General features: G+C 33.9%; 18 protein-coding genes. 9 read left to right on the top strand and 9 right to left on the bottom strand.

Annotated features, from left to right (window positions below):
• Positions 1 to 40 precede the first annotated feature (40 nt).
• Positions 41 to 1,348, bottom strand: coding sequence for a dicarboxylate/amino acid:cation symporter (locus WHC90_RS00255; RefSeq protein ID WP_188599003.1), 1,308 nt, complete (start codon positions 1,346 to 1,348; stop codon positions 41 to 43).
• Between the two features lie 150 nt (positions 1,349 to 1,498).
• On the opposite strand from WHC90_RS00255, the gene WHC90_RS00250 reads away from it, so the two are divergent.
• From WHC90_RS00250 to WHC90_RS00240, 3 genes are all read left to right on the top strand, one after another.
• Entirely contained in the window at positions 1,499 to 1,804 is a 306-nt protein-coding gene (locus WHC90_RS00250) for a DUF6787 family protein (RefSeq protein WP_188599004.1), read from the top strand.
• Between the two features lie 9 nt (positions 1,805 to 1,813).
• Positions 1,814 to 2,440: an NUDIX hydrolase gene (locus WHC90_RS00245; RefSeq protein ID WP_188599005.1), complete on the top strand. Its 627-nt coding sequence runs from the start codon at positions 1,814 to 1,816 to the stop codon at positions 2,438 to 2,440.
• A gap of 61 nt (positions 2,441 to 2,501) precedes the next feature.
• Positions 2,502 to 3,308 (top strand): lysophospholipid acyltransferase family protein, encoded by an 807-nt coding sequence (locus WHC90_RS00240; RefSeq protein WP_188599006.1) that lies wholly within the window; start codon positions 2,502 to 2,504, stop codon positions 3,306 to 3,308.
• 64 nt (positions 3,309 to 3,372) lie between these two features.
• Here the strand turns inward: WHC90_RS00240 and WHC90_RS00235 are convergent, their stop codons facing one another.
• Positions 3,373 to 3,843 carry a Dps family protein gene (locus WHC90_RS00235; protein WP_188599007.1) on the bottom strand — a complete coding sequence of 157 codons (471 nt, stop codon included), beginning with the start codon at positions 3,841 to 3,843 and terminating at the stop codon, positions 3,373 to 3,375.
• A gap of 103 nt (positions 3,844 to 3,946) precedes the next feature.
• Between WHC90_RS00235 and WHC90_RS00230 the strand changes: the two genes are divergently transcribed.
• Positions 3,947 to 4,894 carry a hydrogen peroxide-inducible genes activator gene (locus WHC90_RS00230; protein ID WP_188599008.1) on the top strand — a complete coding sequence of 316 codons (948 nt, stop codon included), beginning with the start codon at positions 3,947 to 3,949 and terminating at the stop codon, positions 4,892 to 4,894.
• Between the two features lie 12 nt (positions 4,895 to 4,906).
• On the opposite strand, the gene WHC90_RS00225 is transcribed toward WHC90_RS00230, so the two are convergent.
• Positions 4,907 to 6,526, bottom strand: coding sequence for an ABC-F family ATP-binding cassette domain-containing protein (locus WHC90_RS00225; protein WP_188599009.1), 1,620 nt, complete (start codon positions 6,524 to 6,526; stop codon positions 4,907 to 4,909).
• Between the two features lie 228 nt (positions 6,527 to 6,754).
• Between WHC90_RS00225 and WHC90_RS00220 the strand changes: the two genes are divergently transcribed.
• Both WHC90_RS00220 and WHC90_RS00215 read left to right on the top strand, forming a co-directional pair.
• On the top strand, positions 6,755 to 8,143 hold the full coding sequence (locus WHC90_RS00220) for a hypothetical protein (protein ID WP_188599010.1): 1,389 nt from the start codon (positions 6,755 to 6,757) through the stop codon (positions 8,141 to 8,143).
• A 167-nt stretch (positions 8,144 to 8,310) separates the two neighbouring features.
• Positions 8,311 to 10,140, top strand: coding sequence for a DEAD/DEAH box helicase (locus WHC90_RS00215; protein WP_188599011.1), 1,830 nt, complete (start codon positions 8,311 to 8,313; stop codon positions 10,138 to 10,140).
• 84 nt (positions 10,141 to 10,224) lie between these two features.
• On the opposite strand, the gene WHC90_RS00210 is transcribed toward WHC90_RS00215, so the two are convergent.
• From WHC90_RS00210 to WHC90_RS00200, 3 genes are read right to left on the bottom strand one after another with little or no spacing between them, the layout of a single operon-like run.
• Entirely contained in the window at positions 10,225 to 10,845 is a 621-nt protein-coding gene (locus WHC90_RS00210; RefSeq protein ID WP_188599012.1) for an HmuY family protein, read from the bottom strand.
• 21 nt (positions 10,846 to 10,866) lie between these two features.
• Positions 10,867 to 11,325 carry a DoxX family membrane protein gene (locus WHC90_RS00205; RefSeq protein WP_188599013.1) on the bottom strand — a complete coding sequence of 153 codons (459 nt, stop codon included), beginning with the start codon at positions 11,323 to 11,325 and terminating at the stop codon, positions 10,867 to 10,869.
• Between the two features lie 11 nt (positions 11,326 to 11,336).
• Positions 11,337 to 13,391, bottom strand: coding sequence for a TonB-dependent receptor plug domain-containing protein (locus tag WHC90_RS00200; RefSeq protein ID WP_188599014.1), 2,055 nt, complete (start codon positions 13,389 to 13,391; stop codon positions 11,337 to 11,339).
• A 94-nt stretch (positions 13,392 to 13,485) separates the two neighbouring features.
• On the opposite strand from WHC90_RS00200, the gene WHC90_RS00195 reads away from it, so the two are divergent.
• Positions 13,486 to 14,391, top strand: a complete 906-nt coding sequence (locus tag WHC90_RS00195; RefSeq protein WP_188599015.1) for a DUF6607 family protein — start codon at positions 13,486 to 13,488, stop codon at positions 14,389 to 14,391.
• A gap of 39 nt (positions 14,392 to 14,430) precedes the next feature.
• Here WHC90_RS00195 and WHC90_RS00190 read toward each other — a convergent pair whose 3' ends face one another.
• From WHC90_RS00190 to rpmH, 3 genes are all read right to left on the bottom strand, one after another.
• Positions 14,431 to 15,606 carry a GlmU family protein gene (locus WHC90_RS00190; RefSeq protein ID WP_188599016.1) on the bottom strand — a complete coding sequence of 392 codons (1,176 nt, stop codon included), beginning with the start codon at positions 15,604 to 15,606 and terminating at the stop codon, positions 14,431 to 14,433.
• A 91-nt stretch (positions 15,607 to 15,697) separates the two neighbouring features.
• Complete coding sequence (carB, locus tag WHC90_RS00185) at positions 15,698 to 18,553, bottom strand: carbamoyl-phosphate synthase large subunit (RefSeq protein WP_188599017.1); 2,856 nt, start codon at positions 18,551 to 18,553, stop codon at positions 15,698 to 15,700.
• Between the two features lie 102 nt (positions 18,554 to 18,655).
• Positions 18,656 to 18,817 (bottom strand): 50S ribosomal protein L34, encoded by a 162-nt coding sequence (rpmH, locus tag WHC90_RS00180; protein WP_188599018.1) that lies wholly within the window; start codon positions 18,815 to 18,817, stop codon positions 18,656 to 18,658.
• A gap of 225 nt (positions 18,818 to 19,042) precedes the next feature.
• Between rpmH and WHC90_RS00175 the strand changes: the two genes are divergently transcribed.
• The gene (locus WHC90_RS00175; protein WP_188599019.1) at positions 19,043 to 20,656 is read left to right on the top strand and encodes a CTP synthase; all 1,614 of its coding nucleotides are present in this window, start codon (positions 19,043 to 19,045) and stop codon (positions 20,654 to 20,656) included.
• Positions 20,657 to 20,839: 183 nt separating this feature from the next.
• Positions 20,840 to 22,726 (top strand): membrane protein insertase YidC, encoded by a 1,887-nt coding sequence (gene yidC, locus WHC90_RS00170; protein WP_188599020.1) that lies wholly within the window; start codon positions 20,840 to 20,842, stop codon positions 22,724 to 22,726.
• Positions 22,727 to 22,788 lie beyond the last annotated feature (62 nt).

Genomic DNA, 22,788 nt, shown 5'->3' with positions numbered 1-22,788 from the left:
TTTTATGTGTTATTGATGGTTGATTAAAGCAATTTCGAAATTATTTTACTTTCCCGTAGTTATCATCCCATTCTTTTGGGTGAGGCTCACCTAATTTCCCTACTGATTTGGCCACCAACATAGATACTGCTGCATCACCTGTTACATTTACAACGGTTCTACACATATCAAGAGGTCTATCAACAGCAAAAATAAGCGCTAGACCAGCTTCTGGGATTCCAGCATAACCTAAAACACCTACTAGCATAACCATACCTGCACCCGGAACAGCAGCAGACCCAATAGAAGCTAATGTTGCAGTAGCAATAATCCCTAACTGAGTTCCAAAATCAAGATCCATTCCAAATGCTTGAGCAATAAAAACAGCGGCAACTGCTTGATATAAACTAGTTCCATCCATGTTAATTGTCGCTCCAATAGGCAACACAAAACTAGCTACTTCTTCTTCTACTCCCATGTGCTCGGTAACTCTTTCCATAGTAACTGGCAGAGTTGCTGCACTAGAACTGGTTGAAAAGGCTAATAATTGAGCTGGAGAAATTCCTTTAAGAAAAAAGGCAGGACGCTTTTTTGTAAAAACAAACACTAAGGTAACATAAATTGCAATCATAAGCGCCAAACCACAAACGACTGTTACTGCATACCATGCCAGCGCTTGAAAAAGATCTAAGCTAGGGGACTCTACAACCAAGGCAGCTAAAAGTGCAAAAACACCAAATGGCGCAGCAAGCATTATTAGATCAACCATTTTTAAGATGACCTCATTAAAGCCATCAAAAAACTTTTTTACGGTAGTACTTTGTTCTTCTGGGATCATAATCAAACCAATACCAAAGAAAATAGAAAAGAAAATTACTTGTAGCATATTTCTATTGCTTGTAGATGCTGCAAAAATATTTTCTGGCACCAAATCTACTAAAGCCTGTAAAGGCCCACTTTCTTTTTGTTTGGCGGCTTCATCTTTATACTTAGTCGTATCTGTGCTGTAACTGTCTACCAGTTCAGTTCTTGTAGTTTCAGAAATTTGCTTCCCTGGGTTTACAATATTAACAAGTACCAAACCTATGGTAACTGCTATTACAGTAGTAACAATATAAATTCCAATTGTTCTACCTCCCATTCTTGAAAGCTTTGAAATATCTTTTAAATCAGACACTCCTTTGATAAGTGCTGCAAGAATTAAAGGAATAGCGATGAGTTTTAAAGAATTTATGAAAATAGTTCCAAATGGTTTTATCCAATCTTTTATAAAATCTTTTCCAAAATCAAAATTGGTCATTATGAGTGCAAAAACAACCCCTAATAACATCCCCAATAAAATTCTCCAGTGTAACGCTAATTTCTTCATTTAGTTCTTTTGTTTTTATCAGCTTGAAAGGTAAAAAAAAAATCAAAAACAGCACGGAAAATACTAGAAGTTTATTTTTTTCGATTTCTTAGGCTCTAAACTTTTGATTGCACAGTTCATATTGTATTTTTGCAGTCATTTTGTTCGTATATGGAAAAACTAAAAAAAAGATGGGGCTTAAAATCAAACAAACAGGTATTAATTATACTGTTAGTTTTTTCTATTACCGGCTACAGCTCTTTAGTTATAGCTAAACCTATTTTAGAACTAGTTGGGCTCAACCAAGAATCTACAAACCCATGGATCTATAGACCTTTAAGAATCCTTCTAATTTTCCCTTTTTATCAGTTTTTAATCGTTGCTTATGGTTGGCTATTTGGTCAATTTGATTTTTTCTGGGCCTTTGAAAAAAAGATGCTAAAGAGAATTGGTTTTGCTAGATTTATCAAAGACTAAAAAACGTTTATGGATTTTTCAGAATTTTTAGAAAGAAAAAATCAGCTTCAGAAAGCAAATCTTGGAGGTCTAGAGGCACAATTTCTGCTCGCTCCAGAAATGCGATTAAAATACAATGCCGATAAAATTAAAGCCAGTAACCCAAAGAAAGCAGCAGTTTTAGCCTTATTCTATCCGAACACAAATAATGAAACTTGTTTTTTACTTACAGAAAGAGCCAAGTACAAAGGAACTCATTCTGCTCAAATTAGTTTTCCTGGCGGAAAAATTGACAAAAAGGATTTCAATCTTAAAGAGACTGCTCTAAGAGAAACTTTTGAAGAAGTTGGAGTCCCAAAAAACAAAATCACCATACTAAGAGAATTGACAGATGTTTTTATCCCTCCAAGTAATTTTCTTGCAACTCCTTTTTTAGGCTATACAGATGAAGCCCCAAAATTGATCACAAACTACGAAGTAGCCAGCGCTTTTAAAGTACCTGTAAAAGCTCTTTTAGACAACGCTAATTTGACGTCGATAAAAATGACAACATCATATGCTTCAAATATTGTAGTCCCTTGTTTCCAGTTTAATGGACATATAGTTTGGGGAGCAACTGCTATGATTTTAAGCGAAATTAAAGAGCTCTTAAAATAGCGACTATTCTCCTTTAGTTTTGTATTTTTGTTTTTCTATTAAAAAATAAAAATTACTACGAATGCCTTTATTTAAAAGAAACCCATTTGGTCATATTCTATTTTTAAAGAAATGGTTAATTCGAATATTTGGACTTATTTCTCACGGAAGATATAGACGCTTTAACAATTTACATATTGAGGGTTCAGAAATACTAAGAGATCTACCAGACAACAACGTCTTGTTTATCTCCAATCACCAAACGTATTTTGCCGATGTAGCGGCGATGTTCCATGTTTTTAACGCAGCTTTAAAAGGTCGTGTTGACAATATCAAAAACATTGGTTATATCTGGAACCCCAAATTAAATATTTATTTTGTCGCAGCTGGCGAGACGATGAGAGCCGGACTCCTACCTAAAATATTTGCATACGCAGGCTCTGTTTCTATTGATAGAACTTGGAGAAGCAAAGGAGAAAATGTCAATAGACAAGTAAAAATGTCTGATGTTTCTAATATTGGTAAAGCCTTAAATGATGGCTGGGTAATTACTTTCCCTCAAGGAACCACCACACCTTTTAAACCTATCAGAAGAGGAACTGCTCACATTATCAAAAAACACAAACCCATTGTTATTCCTATTGTTATTGATGGATTTAGACGCTCTTTCGATAAAAAAGGGCTGGTTATCAAAAAAAGAAACGTACTTCAATCAATGGTCATAAAACCACCATTAGAAATCGATTATGAAAACGAAGAGATTGCTGATATTGTTACAAAAATTGAATACGCCATAGAGCAACACCCATCTTTTCTAAAAGTAATAAGTGTTGATGAATACGCAAAACAAGAAGAAGAGTTAAATAAAAAAAGAGATTTCTGGAGTTAACGATATGTTACTTCAAAAAAAAAAGACTGCAACAAATGCAGTCTTTTTTTTTATGTATTTGATCTTAACCTAACCAAGCATTCAACATCCATAGCGTTTTTTCTTGCTCTGCTATAAAATCACTCATCATAGAGTTGGTCCCCTCATCATCTGCTTCTGAAGACAATTCTAAAATAGTACGCTCTATTGATAACAATACTGATAGTGAATTTACAACCAAGGCTACAGCCTCTTCATCTTTAGAAATATTCTTACCTACTGGAACTTTTGCCATTTTAGAATACTCATCAAAGGTATGGATTGGAGCTCCATGTAATGTTAATATACGTTCTGCAATTAAATCAACTTTAATTTGAGCATCTGTATACAACTCTTCAAATTTAAGGTGCAATTGAAAAAAGTTTTTCCCTTTAATGTTCCAATGTACCCCTCTAACATTTTGATAATAAACTTGAAAATTCGCCAATAAATCATTTAATGACACAACCAAGTTATCTGTTTTACTTTTGTCTAATCCTAATACTGTTTTGTTCATAATTATCTTAATTTATTGTTTATTCAAATTTCGGGAAAATTTTACAGCTTAAAGCATAAGTTTAATTGATAGTTTTAATATCTTTATCAAAATTTCTTATACCATGACAATTACTCAGTTAAAATATGTTTTATCAGTTGCGGAATATCAAAACTTCACTATTGCTGCAGAGCACAGTTTTGTAACTCAGCCAACCTTAAGCATGCAAATTCAAAAATTGGAAGAAGAATTAAGTGCTAAAATTTTTAATAGAGCTACAAAACCAATAGAATTGACTGAAGTTGGTAAAAAAATTGTAGAGCAAGCAAAAATTATTGTTGATGAAAGCAATCGAATTACAGATATCGTTCACCAACAAAAAGGCTATATCGGCGGTGAGTTTAAATTGGGGATAATTCCAACTGTTATGCCCACACTTTTACCAATGTTTTTAACCAATTTTACAAATAAATATCCAAAGGTTAAGTTAATTATTGAGGAGCTGACTACCGAAGACATCGTTAGAAAACTTACCGATGGTCATATAGATGCAGCGATTGCAGCCACCCCTTTAGAAAATGAAGCGATTAAAGAACGCCCTCTATACTATGAGCCTTTTGTTGGCTTAATTCCTAAAGGTCATCGCTTACACAATCAAAAACTTATCGAAGTTGATCAACTAGAGGTCGATGATATCTTGCTGCTAGAAGACGGACATTGTTTTAAAGACAGTGTTTTAAATTTATGCCGAACTTATAAGTCAGATTCATCCCTGCACTTTCAATTGCAAAGTGGAAGTTTTGACACCTTAATTAAACTATCTAAAGAAGGATTTGGTATGACCCTAATCCCTTATTTACAAACGCTAGACCTAAACGAAAAAGACAAGGAGTTTTTAAGAGAGTTTAAAGCACCACAACCCGCTAGAGAAATAAGCTTACTGTATCATAAATCGCAATTAAAAATGCAACTTATTGAAGCTCTAAAAGGCACAATTGATGGTGTAGTTAGAGGCGCCATCTCCTTTAGTGATGTAAAAATTATTAGTCCAATACAAAAAAAGGAGCTTTAAAGCTCCTTTTTTTTATTCGTACATTTTTTTACGTAGTTCTTTAATTTTTGGATCGCTCAAATATTCATCAAACGTCGAATAGCGATCAATCACTCCTTTAGGAGTAATTTCAATGATGCGATTGGCTACAGTGTTTGCAAACTCATGATCATGAGTGGTAAATAAAATTGTTCCTTTAAAGTTAATCAATGAGTTGTTCAATGCTTGGATTGACTCTAAATCTAAATGATTTGTCGGCTCATCCAACATCAAAATATTTGCACGAGTCATCATCATACGAGATAGCATACAGCGAACCTTTTCACCTCCAGACAATACATTACATTTTTTTAGAGCCTCTTCTCCGCTAAAAATCATTTTTCCTAAAAAGCCACGTAGGTGAACCTCTTCTCTTTCTTCTTCGGTTTTGGCGTACTGACGCAACCAATCAACCAGGTTTAAGTCTGGATTATTAAAGAAATGAGCATTTTCTAGAGGTAAATACGATTGGTTGGTTGTAACCCCCCATTGAAATGTTCCAGAATCAGCCTTTACATTATCATTAAGGATTTGATAAAATGCTGTAACCGCTCTAGAGTTTTTAGAAATTACTGCAACCTTATCACCTTTGCTTAAATTTAGGTGAATATCACTAAATAAAACCTCTCCTTCAAAATTTTTAGAAAGCCCTTCTACGTTTAAAATTTGATCTCCCGCCTCTCTTTCTCTTTCAAAAATAATGGCAGGATACCTTCTGCTTGATGGCTTAATATCATCAACATTTAGTTTTTCGATCATTTTTTTACGAGATGTCGCTTGTTTAGATTTAGCTACATTGGCAGAAAAACGTCTAATAAACTCTTCTAATTCTTTTTTCTTATCCTCAGCTTTTTTGTTTTGCTGAGCTCTTTGTTTAGCCGCTAACTGACTAGACTCATACCAAAAAGTATAATTACCAGAATAGTGGTTAATCTTTCCAAAATCAATATCAGAAATATGGGTACAAACCGAATCTAAAAAGTGACGGTCATGCGATACTACAATTACGGTATTGTCATAATTTGCTAAAAAGTTTTCTAACCAAGAAATCGTTTCAAAATCCAGATCATTGGTAGGCTCATCCATTATCAAAACATCAGGATTTCCAAATAAGGCCTGCGCTAATAAGACACGTACTTTTTGCTTCCCATCCAAGTCTTTCATCAAGGTATAATGATGCTCTTCAGAAATTCCTAGGTTTGACAAAAGTGTTGCAGCATCAGACTCTGCATTCCAACCATTCATTTCATCAAAAATCAACTGAAGCTCTCCAATCTTATCTGCATTTTCATCGGTGTAGTCTGCATACAAAGCATCCATTTCTTTTTTAATTGCAGCTAGTTCTTTATTCCCGGAGATCACCACTTCTAAGACAGGTATCTCATCAAAAGCAAAGTGATTTTGAGACAAAACAGACATTCTTTTTCCTTTTTCTAAGTGCACCTGACCCGAAGTTGGATCTTGCTCACCAGATAAGATTTTTAAAAATGTAGATTTCCCTGCACCATTTGCACCAATGATTCCATAACAATTACCTTGAACAAACTTGGTATTTACATCGTCAAACAAAACTCTTTTTCCAAATTGTACTGATAAATTAGAAACTGATAACATCCTATAGTATTTAAATTTTTTGCAAAAATAGAAAATTATATGGAGTTCTTATGACATTAACGCTTTTATTCTAAAGTATAGCAAACAAAACCTTCATCATTAATTTAGGGTTTTGTACTATTAAAATTTTATATATTTTAGCAAAATTCAATCCTTTTTTTTAACATGCAATTAACAAGTGTATCATCTTTGAATTCCTATTTTTGCTGTTAGAATTGATAGAAGTATATGACAAAGTATTTTAAATATTTATTTTTCTTTACAAGCCTTATCATCTTTGGTAGCTGCCAGTTATCAGAGCAAAAGACTACAACCTATTTTGGAGGTAAAATTATCAATCCCAAAAGCTCTTACGTCTTGTTGTTTAATCAAAAAAAACTAATAGACAGCTTACCATTAGATGCCAACAACACTTTTTTAGGGCGATATGAAAATATTGAAGAAGGCTTTTACACATTTTTTCATGGAAAAGAAAATCAATATGTCTATATTCAACCAAATGATAGCATCTCTATTCGCTTAAACACTTGGGACTATGATGAGTCTTTAGTTTTTGATGGAAAAGGTGGTGAAAAAAACAATTTACTTATTGACTTTTTTCTCGAAACAGAAAAAGACAGAAGAAGTTATTCATTTTCATCATTTTTCTCACTTCAACCATTAGAATTTAAAACTAAAATGGATTCTGTTCTAGCTAAAAAAACAGAAAAAATAACCCTCTTCAAAAAAAACAATCCAGAACTTCCAAAAGAATATTTAAACCTTTTAGAAGTATTCGCCAAATACCCAATCTATAATCGTGTAGAGTATTACCCAGAAGTACACCGAAGAAGAACTGGCACAACAGAATTCCCAAAAACTACAGCAGGTTTTTATAACTACAGAACAAACATCAACCTTAATGACTCTACCTTAATTAACTTAAGGACTTACAATGAATATGTAATGTCTAGAGTTTACAATACAGTTTATTCAAAAGGGGTAAGTAATGACAATCCAGATTTGTTTATTACTGAGCTATTAGCATCCATAAACAAGAATATTAATTTAGAAGAAATTAAAAACGATTTGTTGCGTCAAGTTTTGTTAAATTACTTTGTAGATAATTCTACTGGAGATATTAACAAAGAAGCCTTTTATGACTTCTTTAAGTTAAGCACAAATATTGAAGACAAGAAGCAAATTCAAAGATTGTTAAACGATATCAAAATTCTTCATGAAAATCAAAAATTACCAGATTTTCATGTTATTGATTACAACAAAGCTAAACAAAGCATCCGAAAGTTAACAAAAAACAAGAACTCGGTTATCTTTTTCTGGAACCCTAAATATTATAATAGCAGATCAATGGTTGCTAGAATGGATTTCTTAACAAAAAAACATCCAAACATCTATTTTATCTCTGTAAAGACCACCTTAATTAATGGTCATCACACCAAAGGCTTCGATATTAAGAATCAATTTTACTTGGATGAAGAAACTGCTGCAAACGATTTTCTAACTAGTAAATTCCCGAGAACATTATTGGTTAATAAGAAGGGAATCATTTTTAATAGTTTTGCCTCTTTTCACAAATCAATTATCAGCAAACAGATAGAAGAATTAGAAAATAACTAATTTATACCTAAATCTATTTTATTTGTTATACCTTTGCACACTTCAAACAGAAAACAGGTTTGGAGACTTAGATTACTAATACCCAGTTCATAAGTATTAAAATCTAGCGAAACATATAAATCGAGTTTGCAGATACTGGCGTCTGTGAGTTCACAATAATTCACAGAATGTCAACATTTAAAGAGTTGGGGCTTCAGGTAGAAATTACCAAAGCCTTGACAGATTTGGGCTATGAAAACCCAACAGTAATTCAAGAAAAAGCAATTCCACAAGTAATTGCATCCACACAAGATTTAAAAGCATTTGCTCAAACAGGTACTGGTAAAACAGCTGCTTTTAGTTTGCCAATTTTACAACAAATTGATGCAAATAGCAAAAACACTCAAGCAATTATCTTATCTCCAACACGTGAACTTGCCGTTCAGATTGGAAATAATATTCAAGAGTTTTCTAAATACTTAAAAGGAGTAAAAGTAACCACTGTTTATGGTGGTGCAAACATTGATGAGCAAATTCGTTCATTAAAGAAAGGCTCACAAATTGTTGTGGGAACTCCTGGAAGAACCGTAGACCTTATCAAAAGAAGAGCTTTAAAACTAGATTCAATCCAATGGGTTGTTTTGGATGAGGCTGATGAAATGCTAAATATGGGCTTTAAAGATGAGCTTGATAGAATATTAGAAGCAACTCCACAAAGCAAACAAACCTTATTGTTTTCTGCAACCTTTCCAAAAGAAGTAGAATCGATTGCCAGAAACTACATGGACAATCCTGTAGAAATTACTTCTGGTCAAAAAAACGAAGGTTCAAGTGATGTAAGTCATGAGTACTATTTGATCAACGAAAGAACGCGGTATCCTGCTCTAAAAAGAATTGCAGATGTCAATACAGATATCTATGCAATTGTATTTTGTAGAACTCGTAGAGAAACACAAGAAGTAGCAAACAACTTAATAAAAGACGGATATAGCGCAGATGCTTTGCACGGTGATTTATCACAAGCTCAGCGTGATGGCGTAATGGATAAATTTAGAAAGAAAAGCATTCAGATTTTGGTAGCTACAGATGTAGCAGCACGTGGATTGGATGTTACAGAACTTACCCATGTTATCAACCATAAATTACCAGATCAAATAGAAAACTATACCCACAGAAGTGGTCGTACAGGAAGAGCTGGTAAAAAAGGAATTTCTATTGTTTTAGTAAACAATAAAGAAAAAGGAAAATTACGTCCAATAGAACGTATCATCAATAAGAAGTTTGTACAAGCAGATGTTCCTTCTGGAAAAGAGATTTGTCAAAACCAATTGATGCACTTAATAGACAAGGTGCAAAATACCGAGGTAAATGAAGATCAGATTCAAGAGTTTTTACCAAACATCTATGATAAATTAAAAGATTTAGACAGAGAGACTTTAGTCAAGAAATTTGTGTCTCTAGAATTTAATTCATTTTTATCATATTATGAAAATGCATCAGATTTAAACGATCTTTCTTCAAGTAGAGATAGCTCATCAAGATCTTCAAGAGGTACTGATGAAAACATGGCTCGTTTCTTTATTAATTTAGGAAGAAAAGACAACTTAAACCCAGCGAGATTAATCGGTATTATCAATGATCAAAAAATCACTGATAATATAGAGATAGGAGCTATTGATATTTTAGATACGTTTTCATTTTTTGAAATTGACAAGAATTTTGAAACTGCTGCATTAGAGGCTTTTGAAACTAATGATCCTGAGTTTAACGGAAGAAATGTCAATATTGAAGTAACTAAAAAAGATCGTTCTGGCGGAGGTAGCCGCGGAGGTAAAAAACGTGGAAGAAGACCATCTGGAGATAGTGAAGGCGGATTCGGGAGAAGACGTAGTGCTGAAGGAAGCTCAAGAAGAACAGGAAAAGATGTAGGAAAAAGACGTAGCGGAGGAGATAGACCTGATAGAGCCTCAGCTGATAAAAAGTCTGGAGGATTTGGAAGAAGACGTAAAGAGCGTTAGACCCAACAAACATCCATAAATAAACAAAACCTCAAGCAATAAAGCTTGAGGTTTTTTTATGATAAAATTTGAAATACGAAAAAACTACAATTCAAGATTTTTATCATTGGCATTTGGGTTGTACACATAATTGAATGAATAATAACCAGAATCTAAACTGGTATCAGCATCCTTATAATAACTAATGATCTCTACTTTTGCATAATGACCATCGTGTGTCTTAATCACAATGATTTTTCCTGCTATAGGGCTAATCAAATGATTGGTTGGATTGTAACTGTACCAACCATTACCACTTCCTTTAGGCAAAGCATACGTACCAGACGCATCTTGAGCAAAACTCGCTTCATCTGGAGCTGTGGTTAAGGCGTCAAAAGTACTAGTCACCATAGTCAAGGCTCCAACACCTGTACGGTTTGGTTCATCAGCTAGGCCGATTAATGTACCTCCATTGACTAAAATAGAAGTTCCTCTAAAAGCGATATCCCAATTATCACCAGAAACAACTGCTCCAGTTGCTAAGCTAAATTTGGCAAATTCACCAGCCTCTGTTGGAGGATTTACAGTGTAATCGGTGGTTACCGGGGCATGAATATTAGTAGCCGAACTCGCTACAACCGGAGCTACATCTTCTTCATTTTTGGTACAAGAAACAAGGGTAATTGTTATTAGAATTAACGAAAAAATTGATTTTAAAATACGCATAGTTAAAAAATTGAATTGAATTTATATTAGGGTTAATTTTTCTGGTTGATAAATAATGGGTTTTAACTGTTTTCTAGCAGCAATTATCAGCCAACAATTAATGGCTAGTAGTCCTGCTACTTTTAGCAGTTCTAGAGGTTCATCGAACTCTAGAAACAGGTGAAAAAAGAAAATATTTATAACGATTGGAAAGGCCATGATAGCTCCAAAGAGTGTAAAAACTTGGCTAATGATAAGCAAGCCACATACAATTTGCATCACACCTAGAAACTGCCAAAAATAATTGGTTTGCTGTAGACCGTTGATGTATAGTATTTTTTGCAAGGTAGAATGCTGCTCTATATCTTGAAATTTCTGAGCTTTTACAACAACCTCTGTAGGTGCTGGCATTTGTTTAGAGAATTTATCAAAGCCTCCATAGATTAGCATCCCTCCTAAAATTAGGCTGAATATTAAATTGATTATTTTTAATGGTTTCATATATAGTATAGTTAAAAATTAAATTGAATTCGAGTATAATAGGTTCTTCCAAGCCTTAAAACAGCATCATTATTTGGGAAATCTGCTGCATTTTCTAGACCATCGGCATTAAAAAGATTATCCACACCTAACTGAAGGCTAAACTTTTCAGAAAAAGTTTTAGAGATTGCAGTATTGATAATGGCATTCCCTTTAACAAAAGCATCAGAATTGTCTATAATTTCTTGGCTGTTGTTGGTATCATATAAAGCGTATTTACTTCTGTAAATTGCTCGGATATTAGCATCAAAATTGTGGCGGTAATTGCGGTAATACAACTTGGCATTTGCCATATGCTTTGAGCGATTTGCCAAACCAAAATAATCTGAGATCTTTAATTGTTGAGATGGTGAACTTGGCGTTTTTCTATAATACACCTCTCCTGCTTTTATACGTCTCTCCTGCTCCTTGTCTTTGGCTTCAACATATTGATAACCCGCAATCAATTTTAAATTATCTGAAAAAGTATATTGAAAATCAAATTCAATTCCTCGGGTATAGACCTGATCTCTATTTTCATAGTAAAAAACTCGTGTGTTTGGATTAACTCCAGGAAGGCTTCCGTTAAAAACAGCCGTGTTTATTAGGTCTTTAATGTCATTTCTAAAAATATTAACTCCTATTTTTAAATGATTGCTAGGTGTCAACTGAAATCCTAAATTATAACCGATTGAATTCTCAGGGTTTAGTTCTTTTGCTACCTGCTGCTGCACTTCTGGAATGCTCCCAAACAAATCATGCATAGTCTGAACACCATATACCACATAGCCTGCAGCTGAATTACTAAAATTAAAAAACAACTGTCTAAAATCAGGTGCTTTAAAACCAAACCCTACAGAAGATTTTACCGCCAACCAATCAGAAATCTTATATCGAGCAGACACTTTTGGACTAAAGGCTGATTTGTATTTATTGTGATGATCAAAACGAGCACCTACAATAACATTTAGTTTGTTTAGGGGATTAAAATCATATTGTCCGTAGGCATATTGAGTGGTATACGTCTCTTTTTTTTCAAAATAAGTACGATCTAAAGCATCATAGCCAAACCCTACTCCCGCAACAAGTTCATTAGAACCAAATTGTATTTTTGCCCTTACTTCTGGGCGTATCAATTGTTGATTGTACAATGACTCCTCTCCATTAAAAATACTTTTTGTTTTATAATGTGTAGCATACACTGTATAATCAAGTATAGCATTAGTTACCAATCGATGCTTTAGAACCGTATTAATATTAAATTCTGTCAATCTATTGGTTTGATCTCCATTATGTTGATTTTGCTGATAGAATCGGGTATGAACATCCAAGTCTAAAGCCTTATTAAATACATAACTAACGCCAAAATCAGCAGTAAGATTTTGCTGAGCTTCTGAGGTTTTAGCTACACTTAAAGGACTTAAATCAAAAGCGGCAACACTATTTGCATTAATAGCACTACGAAAACCCAAAGCATTTTTTTTGTACAAATAATTAAATGTAAAATCCAATTCTTCCTTTGCACCTGCTTTGGCATACAAATTTATACTACTTTTTTGGAGGTCATATTTAGGTTTATCTGTTATAATATTGATCACTCCTCCTATGGCTTCAGATCCATAAAGACTAGAAGAAGGACCTTTAACGATTTCTATTTGCTTGATATTACTAATTGAGATTCTCTCCAGATCAAGGGTTCCGGCACTTCGACCAATAAGTGGAACTCCATCAATTAAAATAAGTGTGTAAGCAGATTCTATACCCTGTAACTGAACACCGCTAAACCCACTTGCGTCAGTCACAAACACGATTCCTGTTTGCTCTTCTAGAATACTTTTTAAACGTGTTACTCCAGTTGCTTCAATCTGTTTTTTTGAGACCAATGTCACTGCCAATGGAACAGAAGATAACTGTCTTATAGATCTAGTTGCTGTGACAACAACCTCATCAAGCACTCTTGAATCTAAACTATCTTTTTGTTGGTTTTGCGAAAAAATTACTGATGAAGTCAGTAAAAACAATGCACAGTATTTCTTATTTAAAATCATTCTTAATAAATTTTCTGCAAATATATCTATTATTTTTATTCAATCTAAATAAAAGTTATATTTTTGTCAAAAATTTTAAACCAAAATATTTACCATGAAAAAAATTCTATTCAGTACCGTTGCTTTGTTAATTTTTCAACTGAGTTTTGCTCAACAAAACAAAAAACAACAAGATATCAATGCCATAAAAGCAATGAGCGGTTGCTATGAAGTAAGCTTTAATTTTATAGAAACTTTTAACTACAGTAGCGACAGTACATATACACCATCAAAAGAAAAACACGATAAAGCATTAGAATGGGTAACTGTGATTTCGGATAAAAAAAATGAGATACAATTACAGCATTTATTAATTACAGGAAGCAAAAACAGAGAACATATTGTAAAACATTGGCGTCAAGATTGGCTGTATGAAAACAGAGACTTATATATCTACAACGGTAATAATCACTGGAAATACACCAAACTACCAAAAAATGAGGTCAAGGGACAATGGACACAAAAAGTATATCAAGTAGATGACAGTCCTCGTTATGAAGGTTCAGCAACTTGGGTGCATGTAGACGGAAGAAGCTACTGGGAAAATACTACTAACGCACCACTTCCAAGAAGAGAAAATACAACTAGAAGCGATTATAATATTACCGTAAGAAAAAATCATCAAGAGATTGTTTCTAACGGTTGGATACACGATCAAGACAACCTTAAGATTGTTCGTGCTGCGGGGAAATCTGATCGAACTTTAGCAGAAGAAAAAGGATACAACACTTATGTAAAAGTTGCCGAAAATAAATGTGTCGCTGCACAAGACTGGTGGAAAGAAAACAAAGATCTATGGAGTAAAATTCGTAGAAAATGGGATAAGGAATTTAAAAAAGACCAGGACATACTTTTAAAAGAAAAAGTGAATGGAAAAGCGCTATTTAGTCATATTTTTAGGCTAAAAAACACTGCCAGCAAAACAGATATTAGCAATACAATTGATCAATTCATCAAATAATAACCAAAAAAAAACCTCAAGAAAACTTGAGGTTTTTTTTTAATCTTTTCGATACTTTCGGGTCATTTCAAAAACCGCTTCAAGTATGTTTTTATCCTGCTCATCTAAATCCAAGGCTCTTCTTTTATAAACCATTTCTGCTACTTCAAAAACTTTTGGCAATTGGTAGGTTGTAAAGCCAGAAGCCCCCCCCCAACTAAAAGAAGGTATAAAGTTTCTTGGAAAACCGCTACCAAAGATATTGGCACTTACTCCAACAACTGTTCCTGTATTAAACATGGTATTGATTCCACATTTAGAGTGATCTCCCATAATTAAACCGCAAAACTGCAAACCAGTTTTTGCAAAACGCTCAGTTTCATAACTCCAAATTTTAACTTCTGCATAGTTGTTTTTTAAATTTGAATTGTTAGAATCAGCTCCAATATTACACCACTCTCCTAAGACTGAGTTCCCTAAAAAACCTTCATGTCCTTTATTTGAGTAACCAAAAATCACCGAATTGTTAATTTCACCAGCAACTTTAGAGTGCGGTCCTATGGTTGTTGCACCATACATTTTTGCGCCCATTTTTACAGTAGAATGCTCACACAATGCAAAAGGCCCTCTAATGACAGAGCCTTCCATTACTTCTGAATCTTTACCTATATAGATAGGACCAGAACTGGCGTTTAATGAAGCGTAGGTTACCTGTGCTCCTTCTTCTATAAAAATTTGATCCTTAGCTACCGCATGAACACCTTCTGGAATCGGTAGAGAAGTTTTATCTGCTGTTAAAAAATCAAAATCTTGTCTTAGTGCAATATCATTTAAAGAAAAAATATCCCAGGTATTCTTAACCTGGAGCAACTCTTCTTCAAATTCTAACTGCGTATAACTGCTAAAATCAACTTCTTCTTGAGTATTGCTGGTATAAAAAGCAATGACATCCTCACCTTTAAAAATAGCTTCATTTTCTGAAAGCTTCATCACCATTTCTGCCAAAGCATCGGTTGGCACAAAAGAAGCATTGATCATTATATTATGATCCATTTCTACCATTGGGTATTTGGCCTCTAAATACTCTTCTGTTAAGGTAGTTGTCGTATACCCCAAGCGCTGCTCCCACTTTTCTCGTATGGTTAAAATACCAATACGGATATCAGCAACGGGTCTTGTATAGGTAAAAGGCAACAGCGCATTGCGCACATCACCATCAAACAAAATATAATTCATTTTAACTAGATTTTAAACAAAGATACATTTTAAGCTGGGCAAAAAAAAAGACCGAAGTCAAACTTCGGCCTTTTTATTATTTATAGTATACTTATTTGCTCAAATACATCTTTCTTCTTGCATATAAATTATAAAAGTCATCGTCTTTTAAACTGTCAATAAACAAAATACTCTCTCCTGTACTCTTCATCTCAGGACCCAAGTTTTTATTTACATTCGGAAATTTATTAAAAGAAAATACTGGTTGTTTAATCGCATATCCCTCTAATTGTGGATTAAAAGTAAAATCAGTGACCTTTTTCTCACCTAGCATTACTTTTGTAGCGTAATTTACATACGGCTCTTTGTATGCTTTGGCAATAAAAGGAACCGTTCTAGAGGCTCTTGGATTTGCTTCAATAATATAAACAACATCCTCTTTAATGGCAAACTGCACATTGATCAATCCTACCGTTTTTAACTCTCTAGCGATTGTATGGGTATGATCTTTAATTTGTTGCAGTACCAAATCTCCTAAATTAAAAGCTGGCAAGGTTGCATTTGAATCTCCAGAGTGTACTCCACAAGGTTCTATATGCTCCATGATTCCAATGATATAGACATTTCCGTCAGCATCACAAATTGCATCTGCTTCGGCTTCAATGGCTCCATCTAAATAATGATCTAGCAACAATTTGTTTCCTGGCATTCCTTTTAGCAAATCAACAACATGTTCTACCAACTCTTCTTTGTTGATGACAATTTTCATTCCTTGACCACCTAAAACATACGAAGGTCTCACTAAGATTGGGAAATCTAATTTTTCTGCTAAAGCCAAAGCTTCATCAGCCGATTCTGCTATTCCAAATTCTGGATAAGGAATATTATTTCTTTTTAATAATTCAGAAAAACTACCTCTGTCTTCTGCTAAATCTAAAGCTTCAAAACTAGTACCTATAATTTTAATTCCGTATTTGGTTAATTTCTCTGCCAACTTTAAAGCTGTTTGACCACCTAACTGAACGATAACTCCTTCTGGTTTTTCATGTTTGATGATGTCATAAATATGTTCCCAAAAAACAGGCTCAAAATACAACTTATCTGCAGTGTCAAAATCTGTAGAAACCGTTTCTGGATTACAGTTAATCATAATGGTTTCATAACCACATTCTGCTGCAGCTAAAACTCCATGTACACAACAATAATCAAATTCAATTCCCTGCCCAATTCTATTTGGACCAGAACCCAAAACAATTATTTTTTTCTTATCAGAAACGACACTTTCATTATCTGCGTATTGTTTTCCATCAGCAGTAAGAACATCATTTTCAAAAGTAGAATAATAATATGGCGTCATTGCTTTAAACTCTGCCGCACAGGTATCAACCAATTTAAAAACTCTGTTGATATTTAATTCTTCTCTTTTAGCGTAAACTTCACTTTCTAGACAGTTAAGCATATGGGCAATTTGTCTATCACCATATCCTTTTTGTTTAGCCTCAAGTAGTAAATCACGTTGAATAGTGTCTATCTTATAGGTAGATATCTCTTTTTCTAATAAAAATAATTCTTCGTATTGCTTTAAGTACCACATGTCAATCTTTGTAATCTCGTAGATTTGACTTAGTGGTATTCCCATTGCGATGGCATCATAGATAGCAAAAACACGATCCCAACTTGCATTGGTTAATTTATCTATAATTTGATTGTAATCTGTATACCCTTTTCCATCAGCTCCTAAACCGTTGCGTTTAATTTCTAAAGATTGGGTTGCTTTGTGCAATGCTTCTTGGAACGAACGTCCGATACCCATTACCTCTCCAACAGATTTCATTTGCAAGCCTAAAGTTCTATCAGAACCTTCAAACTTATCAAAGTTCCAACGTGGAATTTTGACGATTACATAATCTAAGGTTGGCTCAAATAAAGCCGAAGTAGATTTAGTAATTTGATTGTCTAACTCATCTAAGGTGTATCCAATGGCTAACTTCGTTGCAACTTTTGCAATAGGATATCCTGTTGCTTTACTTGCTAAAGCCGATGAACGCGACACACGTGGATTGATTTCTATGGCAATAATATCTTCTTTTTCATCAGGAGAAACGGCAAACTGAACATTACATCCACCTTCAAAATCTCCAATAGAACGCATCATTTTGATGGCCATATCACGCATTTTCTGAAAAGTTTTATCAGAAAGTGTCATTGCAGGTGCTACGGTAATTGAATCTCCGGTATGAATTCCCATCGGATCCATATTCTCAATAGAACAGATAATTACTACGTTGTCATTGTTATCGCGCAACAATTCTAATTCATATTCTTTCCATCCCATCATGGCTTTGTCAATCATCACCTCATGAATCGGTGATGCTTCTAAACCTCTACTTAATAATTCATCAAAATCTTTTGGATCATATACGATAGAAGCTCCTGCTCCACCTAAGGTATATGAAGATCTAATTACTAAAGGAAACCCAAATTCTTGTGCAATTTCTTTTCCTTTTAAAAATGATGTAGCTGTTGCTTGCGGTGCCATTGGCACATCAATCTTTAACATCAATTCTCTAAAAAGTTCTCTGTCTTCAGTAATATTGATAGCATCAATATCAACCCCAATTAATTGAACGTCAAAATCTTTCCAAATTCCTTTATCGTCGGCTTCAATACATAAATTCAATGCAGTCTGACCTCCCATTGTTGGTAAAACAGCATCAATCTGTGGATGCTCTTTTAAAATTTGTATAATTGATTTTGTCGTTAAGGGCAACAAATACACATGATCAGCCATACTTGGGTCTGTCATGATGGTTGCTGGGTTAGAATTAATCAGAATGGTTTCTATACCATCCTCTCTTAATGAGCGTAAAGCTTGGGTTCCAGAATAGTCAAACTCACAAGCTTGTCCTATCACTATCGGACCCGAACCGATAATTAGAATTGATTTAAGGTCTTGTTTTTTAGGCATTATTTTAAGTTATGTTCTGTGGGTAAATTTAAAAAATCATTGGGTATAAAAAAAGGTGTTACTAAAATAGAAACACCTTTATTATTAACATCTTGTTAATCATTATTTTTTATGTCTTGTTTCAGATGAAACAGACAATTTTTTTCTTCCTTTTGCTCTTCTTCTAGCTAAAACCTTACGACCATTAGCAGAAGCCATTCTATCTCTGAAACCGTGTTTGTTTCTTCTCTTTCTATTCGATGGTTGGTACGTTCTTTTTGGCATTACTTATATTTTTAAATATCGTCTTTATTAATTTTGCTTTAGTGAAATTACGTCTGCTAAAAGCGTGCGCAAATATACAACTACTTTTGTTTTTGGCAAATACTATTTGAAAAAAAAACAAATATTTTTATTCTTTAAAATTCTAGGCTGTTTATTCCTCTTTTTTAGATGTTTTTTGTTTGTAAAAACTTTTAGAGTTAGTACTTTTGCCCAAACCTAATCACCATGAAAAATACTAAATACGTTTTTGTCACAGGAGGCGTAACATCATCACTAGGAAAAGGAATTATTGCTGCCTCACTTGCCAAACTACTTCAAGAAAGAGGCTACTCCGTTACCATACAAAAATTAGACCCATACATTAATATTGATCCAGGAACATTAAATCCATACGAGCATGGAGAATGTTATGTAACTGACGACGGTGCAGAAACTGATTTGGATTTAGGTCACTACGAGCGATTTTTAAACATCCCAACTTCACAAGCCAACAACGTTACTACAGGTAGAATTTATCAATCTGTCATTAATAAAGAGCGAAAAGGTGAATTTTTAGGAAAAACCGTTCAGGTGATTCCTCATATTACTGATGAAATTAAACATCGCATACAAATCTTAGGTGAAACAGGTGATTTTGATATCGTTATTACAGAAATTGGTGGTACAGTAGGTGATATAGAATCTTTACCATACGTAGAGTCTGTACGTCAATTGTTATGGGAAAAGGGAGAAGAAAACGCTATTGTTATTCACTTAACCTTAGTTCCTTATTTGGCTGCAGCGGGTGAGTTAAAAACAAAACCGACACAGCACTCTGTAAAAATGCTCATGCAAAGTGGTGTAAGTCCAGACATTCTTGTTTGTAGAACCGAACATGAGATTTCTGACGACATTAAGCGAAAGCTAGCCCTGTTTTGCAATGTTAAAAAAGAAGATGTAATTCAATCTATCGATGCAGAGACCATTTATGATGTTCCTAATTTGATGTTTGAAGAAGGTTTAGATCAAGTAGTCTTAAACAAATTAAAACTTTCCTCAGAAAAGCTTCCTAAACTTATTGAGTGGAACAACTTTGTAAGAAAACACAAAAACCCAACCTCTGAAATTGAAATTGGATTAATTGGTAAATATGTAGAATTACACGATTCTTACAAATCTATTACAGAAGCGTTTATACATGCAGGATCTTCTAACGAGACCAAAGTAAAGGTTCGTTGGATACATTCGGAGAGTTTAACTCCTAAAAATGTAGAGAAAAAATTAAAAGGTCTTCACGGTATTTTAGTGGCTCCAGGTTTTGGTGACAGAGGTATTGAAGGAAAAATAAAAGCAGTACGTTATGCACGTGAAAACAACATTCCTTTTTTCGGAATTTGTTTAGGAATGCAAATGGCCGTGATTGAATTTGCAAGAAACGTACTAGATTTAGAAAATGCAAGTTCTACAGAAATGAACAAAAGCACCAAATACCCTGTTATCGACTTGATGGAAGATCAACAAGATGTTACTCAAAAAGGAGGAACAATGCGTTTGGGAGCTTGGGATTGTACCTTGCAAAAAGACTCTAAAGCCTACGAAGCTTACGGAACAGAATTTATTAGCGAAAGACATAGACATCGCTATGAGTTTAACAATACATTTTTAGCGCAAATAGAAGCTGCAGGCATGAAAGCAACTGGAACCAACCCTAAGACAGGTTTGGTTGAGATTGTTGAAATCCCTTCGCATCCTTGGTTTGTCGGTGTGCAATACCACCCAGAATATAAAAGTACTGTATTAAACCCACACCCTTTATTTGTGAGTTTTATCAAAGCTGCTTTGACATACGCTAAACACTAAAATTTAATTTAAAAATGTTACGAATACTAGTTTAGTGTAAATTGGAATACTGTTTGCACACTATAGCTATCTGTAATTAACCCAAGCAAAACAAAGGACATATAAACAAGTTTTGCTACATTTGTCGGGCTTTTCTTTAAAAATCGAAAGGCTTATGACAAGTTGACATTTTAAGAACATTCAATGGAAAAAAAGAAATTTGACGCAAATTCGTTTATCGGTTTATTATTATTAGGAGCGATTATGCTTTGGTTTATGTATTCAAGCCAAGATGAAGTAACTCCTATAGAATCCTCTGTAGAAACTGTTACTGATACAACAAAAAACAATACAGTAGAACCTAATGCAACTACCATTGCAGTAAGCAATGACTCATTAAGTAATCTTGCTTTGCAAAACCAACTCGGTGCTTTTGCTTACGGAGCACAAACCGCAAAAAAAGGAACTACAGTTTTAGAAAATAGCGTTCTAAAATTAGTTATAGACAACCAAGGGGGGCAAATTATTGAGGCTGAAGTTAAAAACTTTAAAACCTATGACTCTTTACCTCTTTATTTAATTAAAGATAAAAATGCATCCTTTAATTTAAATTTTGGAACTACAGATAATCGCATTTTAAACACCAAAGATCTTTTATTTATCCCTAGCTTAACTAAAAATGGAGATAATCAAGTACTTTCTTTAAAATTAAAAGTAAGTGACTCTCAGTTTTTAGAATACCGTTATGAGATGAAACCAGGAGATTATATGGTAGGTTTTACGGTTCGTTCTCAAGGATTAAGTACTGTAATTAACGGTTCTAATACTGTAAAACTAGATTGGGACTTAGACGGGTATCGTCATGAAAAGAGCATGAAGACTGAGAACATGTACAGCACGCTCTATTTTGAAAACGAAGACGAAGTAGACTACTACCAAAGAGATGCTACAGAACTAGAAGAAACCATAAAATGGACCGCTTTTAAGCAGCATTTTTTCTCTTCTATCTTATTGACCGACACACCTTTCTCATCAGCGCAAGTATCTACTAAAGATTTGGTTAGTGCCGATGAAAACAACAAAACCTTTACCAAACAATTTGGCCTTTCTACACCTTTAGCCCTACAAGGTGGTGAACTAAATTACAATATGAGTTGGTATTATGGACCAACAGACTATACAATCTTAAAAGGTTACAAAGACACTAATATTAGTGAAATTGTTGATTTAGGATGGGGTATTTTTGGTTTTATCAACAGAACTGTATTTATTCCAATTTTTGATTTGCTAAGTGGTTGGATGACCAATTATGGTTTGATTATTATATTAATGACCATTGTCGTTCGTATTTTAATGTCTCCATTGGTATATAAATCTTATGTCTCTAGTGCTAAGATGAAAGTAATTCGCCCAGAACTACAAGCTATCAATGAAAGATTGCCTGGAAAAGAAAATGCAATGAAACGTCAGCAAGAAACGATGGCTGTTCAACGAAAAGCCGGTGTAAGCATGATGTCTGGTTGTATCCCAGCACTTTTGCAAATGCCAATTTTCTTTGCCTTATTTAGATTTTTCCCGTCGAATATAGAATTGAGACAAAAAGGCTTCTTATGGGCTGATGATTTATCTTCTTTTGATTCAATTTTTACTTGGGACATGCACATTCCAATTGTATCGTCATTCTATGGAAACCATATTAGTTTATTCCCAATTTTAGCTTCTGTCGCTATTTTCTTTTATATGAAAATGAATCAAAGCCAACAAGCAAATATGCAAGCGCCTCAACAAGAAGGAATGCCTGACATGCAGAAAATGATGAAATTGATGATATACTTATCACCAATCATGATGTTGTTTTTCTTTAACAACTATGCAAGTAGTTTGAGTTTGTACTATTTTATTTCTAACTTATTGACCATCGTAATTATGCTAGTTATTAAATACTACGTAATTGATGAAAAGAAAATTCACGCTCAAATTGAAGAAAACAAAAAACGTCCTGAAAAGAAAAAAGGAAAGTTTAGACAACGTTTAGACGATGCTATGAAACAAGCGCAAGAGCAACAAGCACAACAAAAGAAAAGAAAATAAACGCAAAGGGTTATTCTGAACACGTTTTAGAATCTTATTATAAAAAACCCCGAAGCAATGCT

The sequence above is a fragment of the Polaribacter pacificus genome (assembly GCF_038024035.1).
GTDB classification, from domain to species: domain Bacteria; phylum Bacteroidota; class Bacteroidia; order Flavobacteriales; family Flavobacteriaceae; genus Polaribacter; species Polaribacter pacificus.
The sequence above is the reverse complement of the archived record's forward strand: the minus strand, read 5'-3'. Positions and strand labels throughout refer to the sequence as shown.

What these genes read in the sequence shown, in the direction of transcription:
- WHC90_RS00255 (WP_188599003.1), bottom strand. Translation starts at nt 1,348, where the DNA reads ATGAAGAAATTAGCGTTACACTGGAGAATTTTATTGGGGATGTTATTA.
- WHC90_RS00250 (WP_188599004.1), top strand. Translation starts at nt 1,499, where the DNA reads ATGGAAAAACTAAAAAAAAGATGGGGCTTAAAATCAAACAAACAGGTA.
- WHC90_RS00245 (WP_188599005.1), top strand. Translation starts at nt 1,814, where the DNA reads ATGGATTTTTCAGAATTTTTAGAAAGAAAAAATCAGCTTCAGAAAGCA.
- WHC90_RS00240 (WP_188599006.1), top strand. Translation starts at nt 2,502, where the DNA reads ATGCCTTTATTTAAAAGAAACCCATTTGGTCATATTCTATTTTTAAAG.
- WHC90_RS00235 (WP_188599007.1), bottom strand. Translation starts at nt 3,843, where the DNA reads ATGAACAAAACAGTATTAGGATTAGACAAAAGTAAAACAGATAACTTG.
- WHC90_RS00230 (WP_188599008.1), top strand. Translation starts at nt 3,947, where the DNA reads ATGACAATTACTCAGTTAAAATATGTTTTATCAGTTGCGGAATATCAA.
- WHC90_RS00225 (WP_188599009.1), bottom strand. Translation starts at nt 6,526, where the DNA reads ATGTTATCAGTTTCTAATTTATCAGTACAATTTGGAAAAAGAGTTTTG.
- WHC90_RS00220 (WP_188599010.1), top strand. Translation starts at nt 6,755, where the DNA reads ATGACAAAGTATTTTAAATATTTATTTTTCTTTACAAGCCTTATCATC.
- WHC90_RS00215 (WP_188599011.1), top strand. Translation starts at nt 8,311, where the DNA reads ATGTCAACATTTAAAGAGTTGGGGCTTCAGGTAGAAATTACCAAAGCC.
- WHC90_RS00210 (WP_188599012.1), bottom strand. Translation starts at nt 10,845, where the DNA reads ATGCGTATTTTAAAATCAATTTTTTCGTTAATTCTAATAACAATTACC.
- WHC90_RS00205 (WP_188599013.1), bottom strand. Translation starts at nt 11,325, where the DNA reads ATGAAACCATTAAAAATAATCAATTTAATATTCAGCCTAATTTTAGGA.
- WHC90_RS00200 (WP_188599014.1), bottom strand. Translation starts at nt 13,391, where the DNA reads ATGATTTTAAATAAGAAATACTGTGCATTGTTTTTACTGACTTCATCA.
- WHC90_RS00195 (WP_188599015.1), top strand. Translation starts at nt 13,486, where the DNA reads ATGAAAAAAATTCTATTCAGTACCGTTGCTTTGTTAATTTTTCAACTG.
- WHC90_RS00190 (WP_188599016.1), bottom strand. Translation starts at nt 15,606, where the DNA reads ATGAATTATATTTTGTTTGATGGTGATGTGCGCAATGCGCTGTTGCCT.
- carB (WP_188599017.1), bottom strand. Translation starts at nt 18,553, where the DNA reads ATGCCTAAAAAACAAGACCTTAAATCAATTCTAATTATCGGTTCGGGT.
- rpmH (WP_188599018.1), bottom strand. Translation starts at nt 18,817, where the DNA reads ATGCCAAAAAGAACGTACCAACCATCGAATAGAAAGAGAAGAAACAAA.
- WHC90_RS00175 (WP_188599019.1), top strand. Translation starts at nt 19,043, where the DNA reads ATGAAAAATACTAAATACGTTTTTGTCACAGGAGGCGTAACATCATCA.
- yidC (WP_188599020.1), top strand. Translation starts at nt 20,840, where the DNA reads ATGGAAAAAAAGAAATTTGACGCAAATTCGTTTATCGGTTTATTATTA.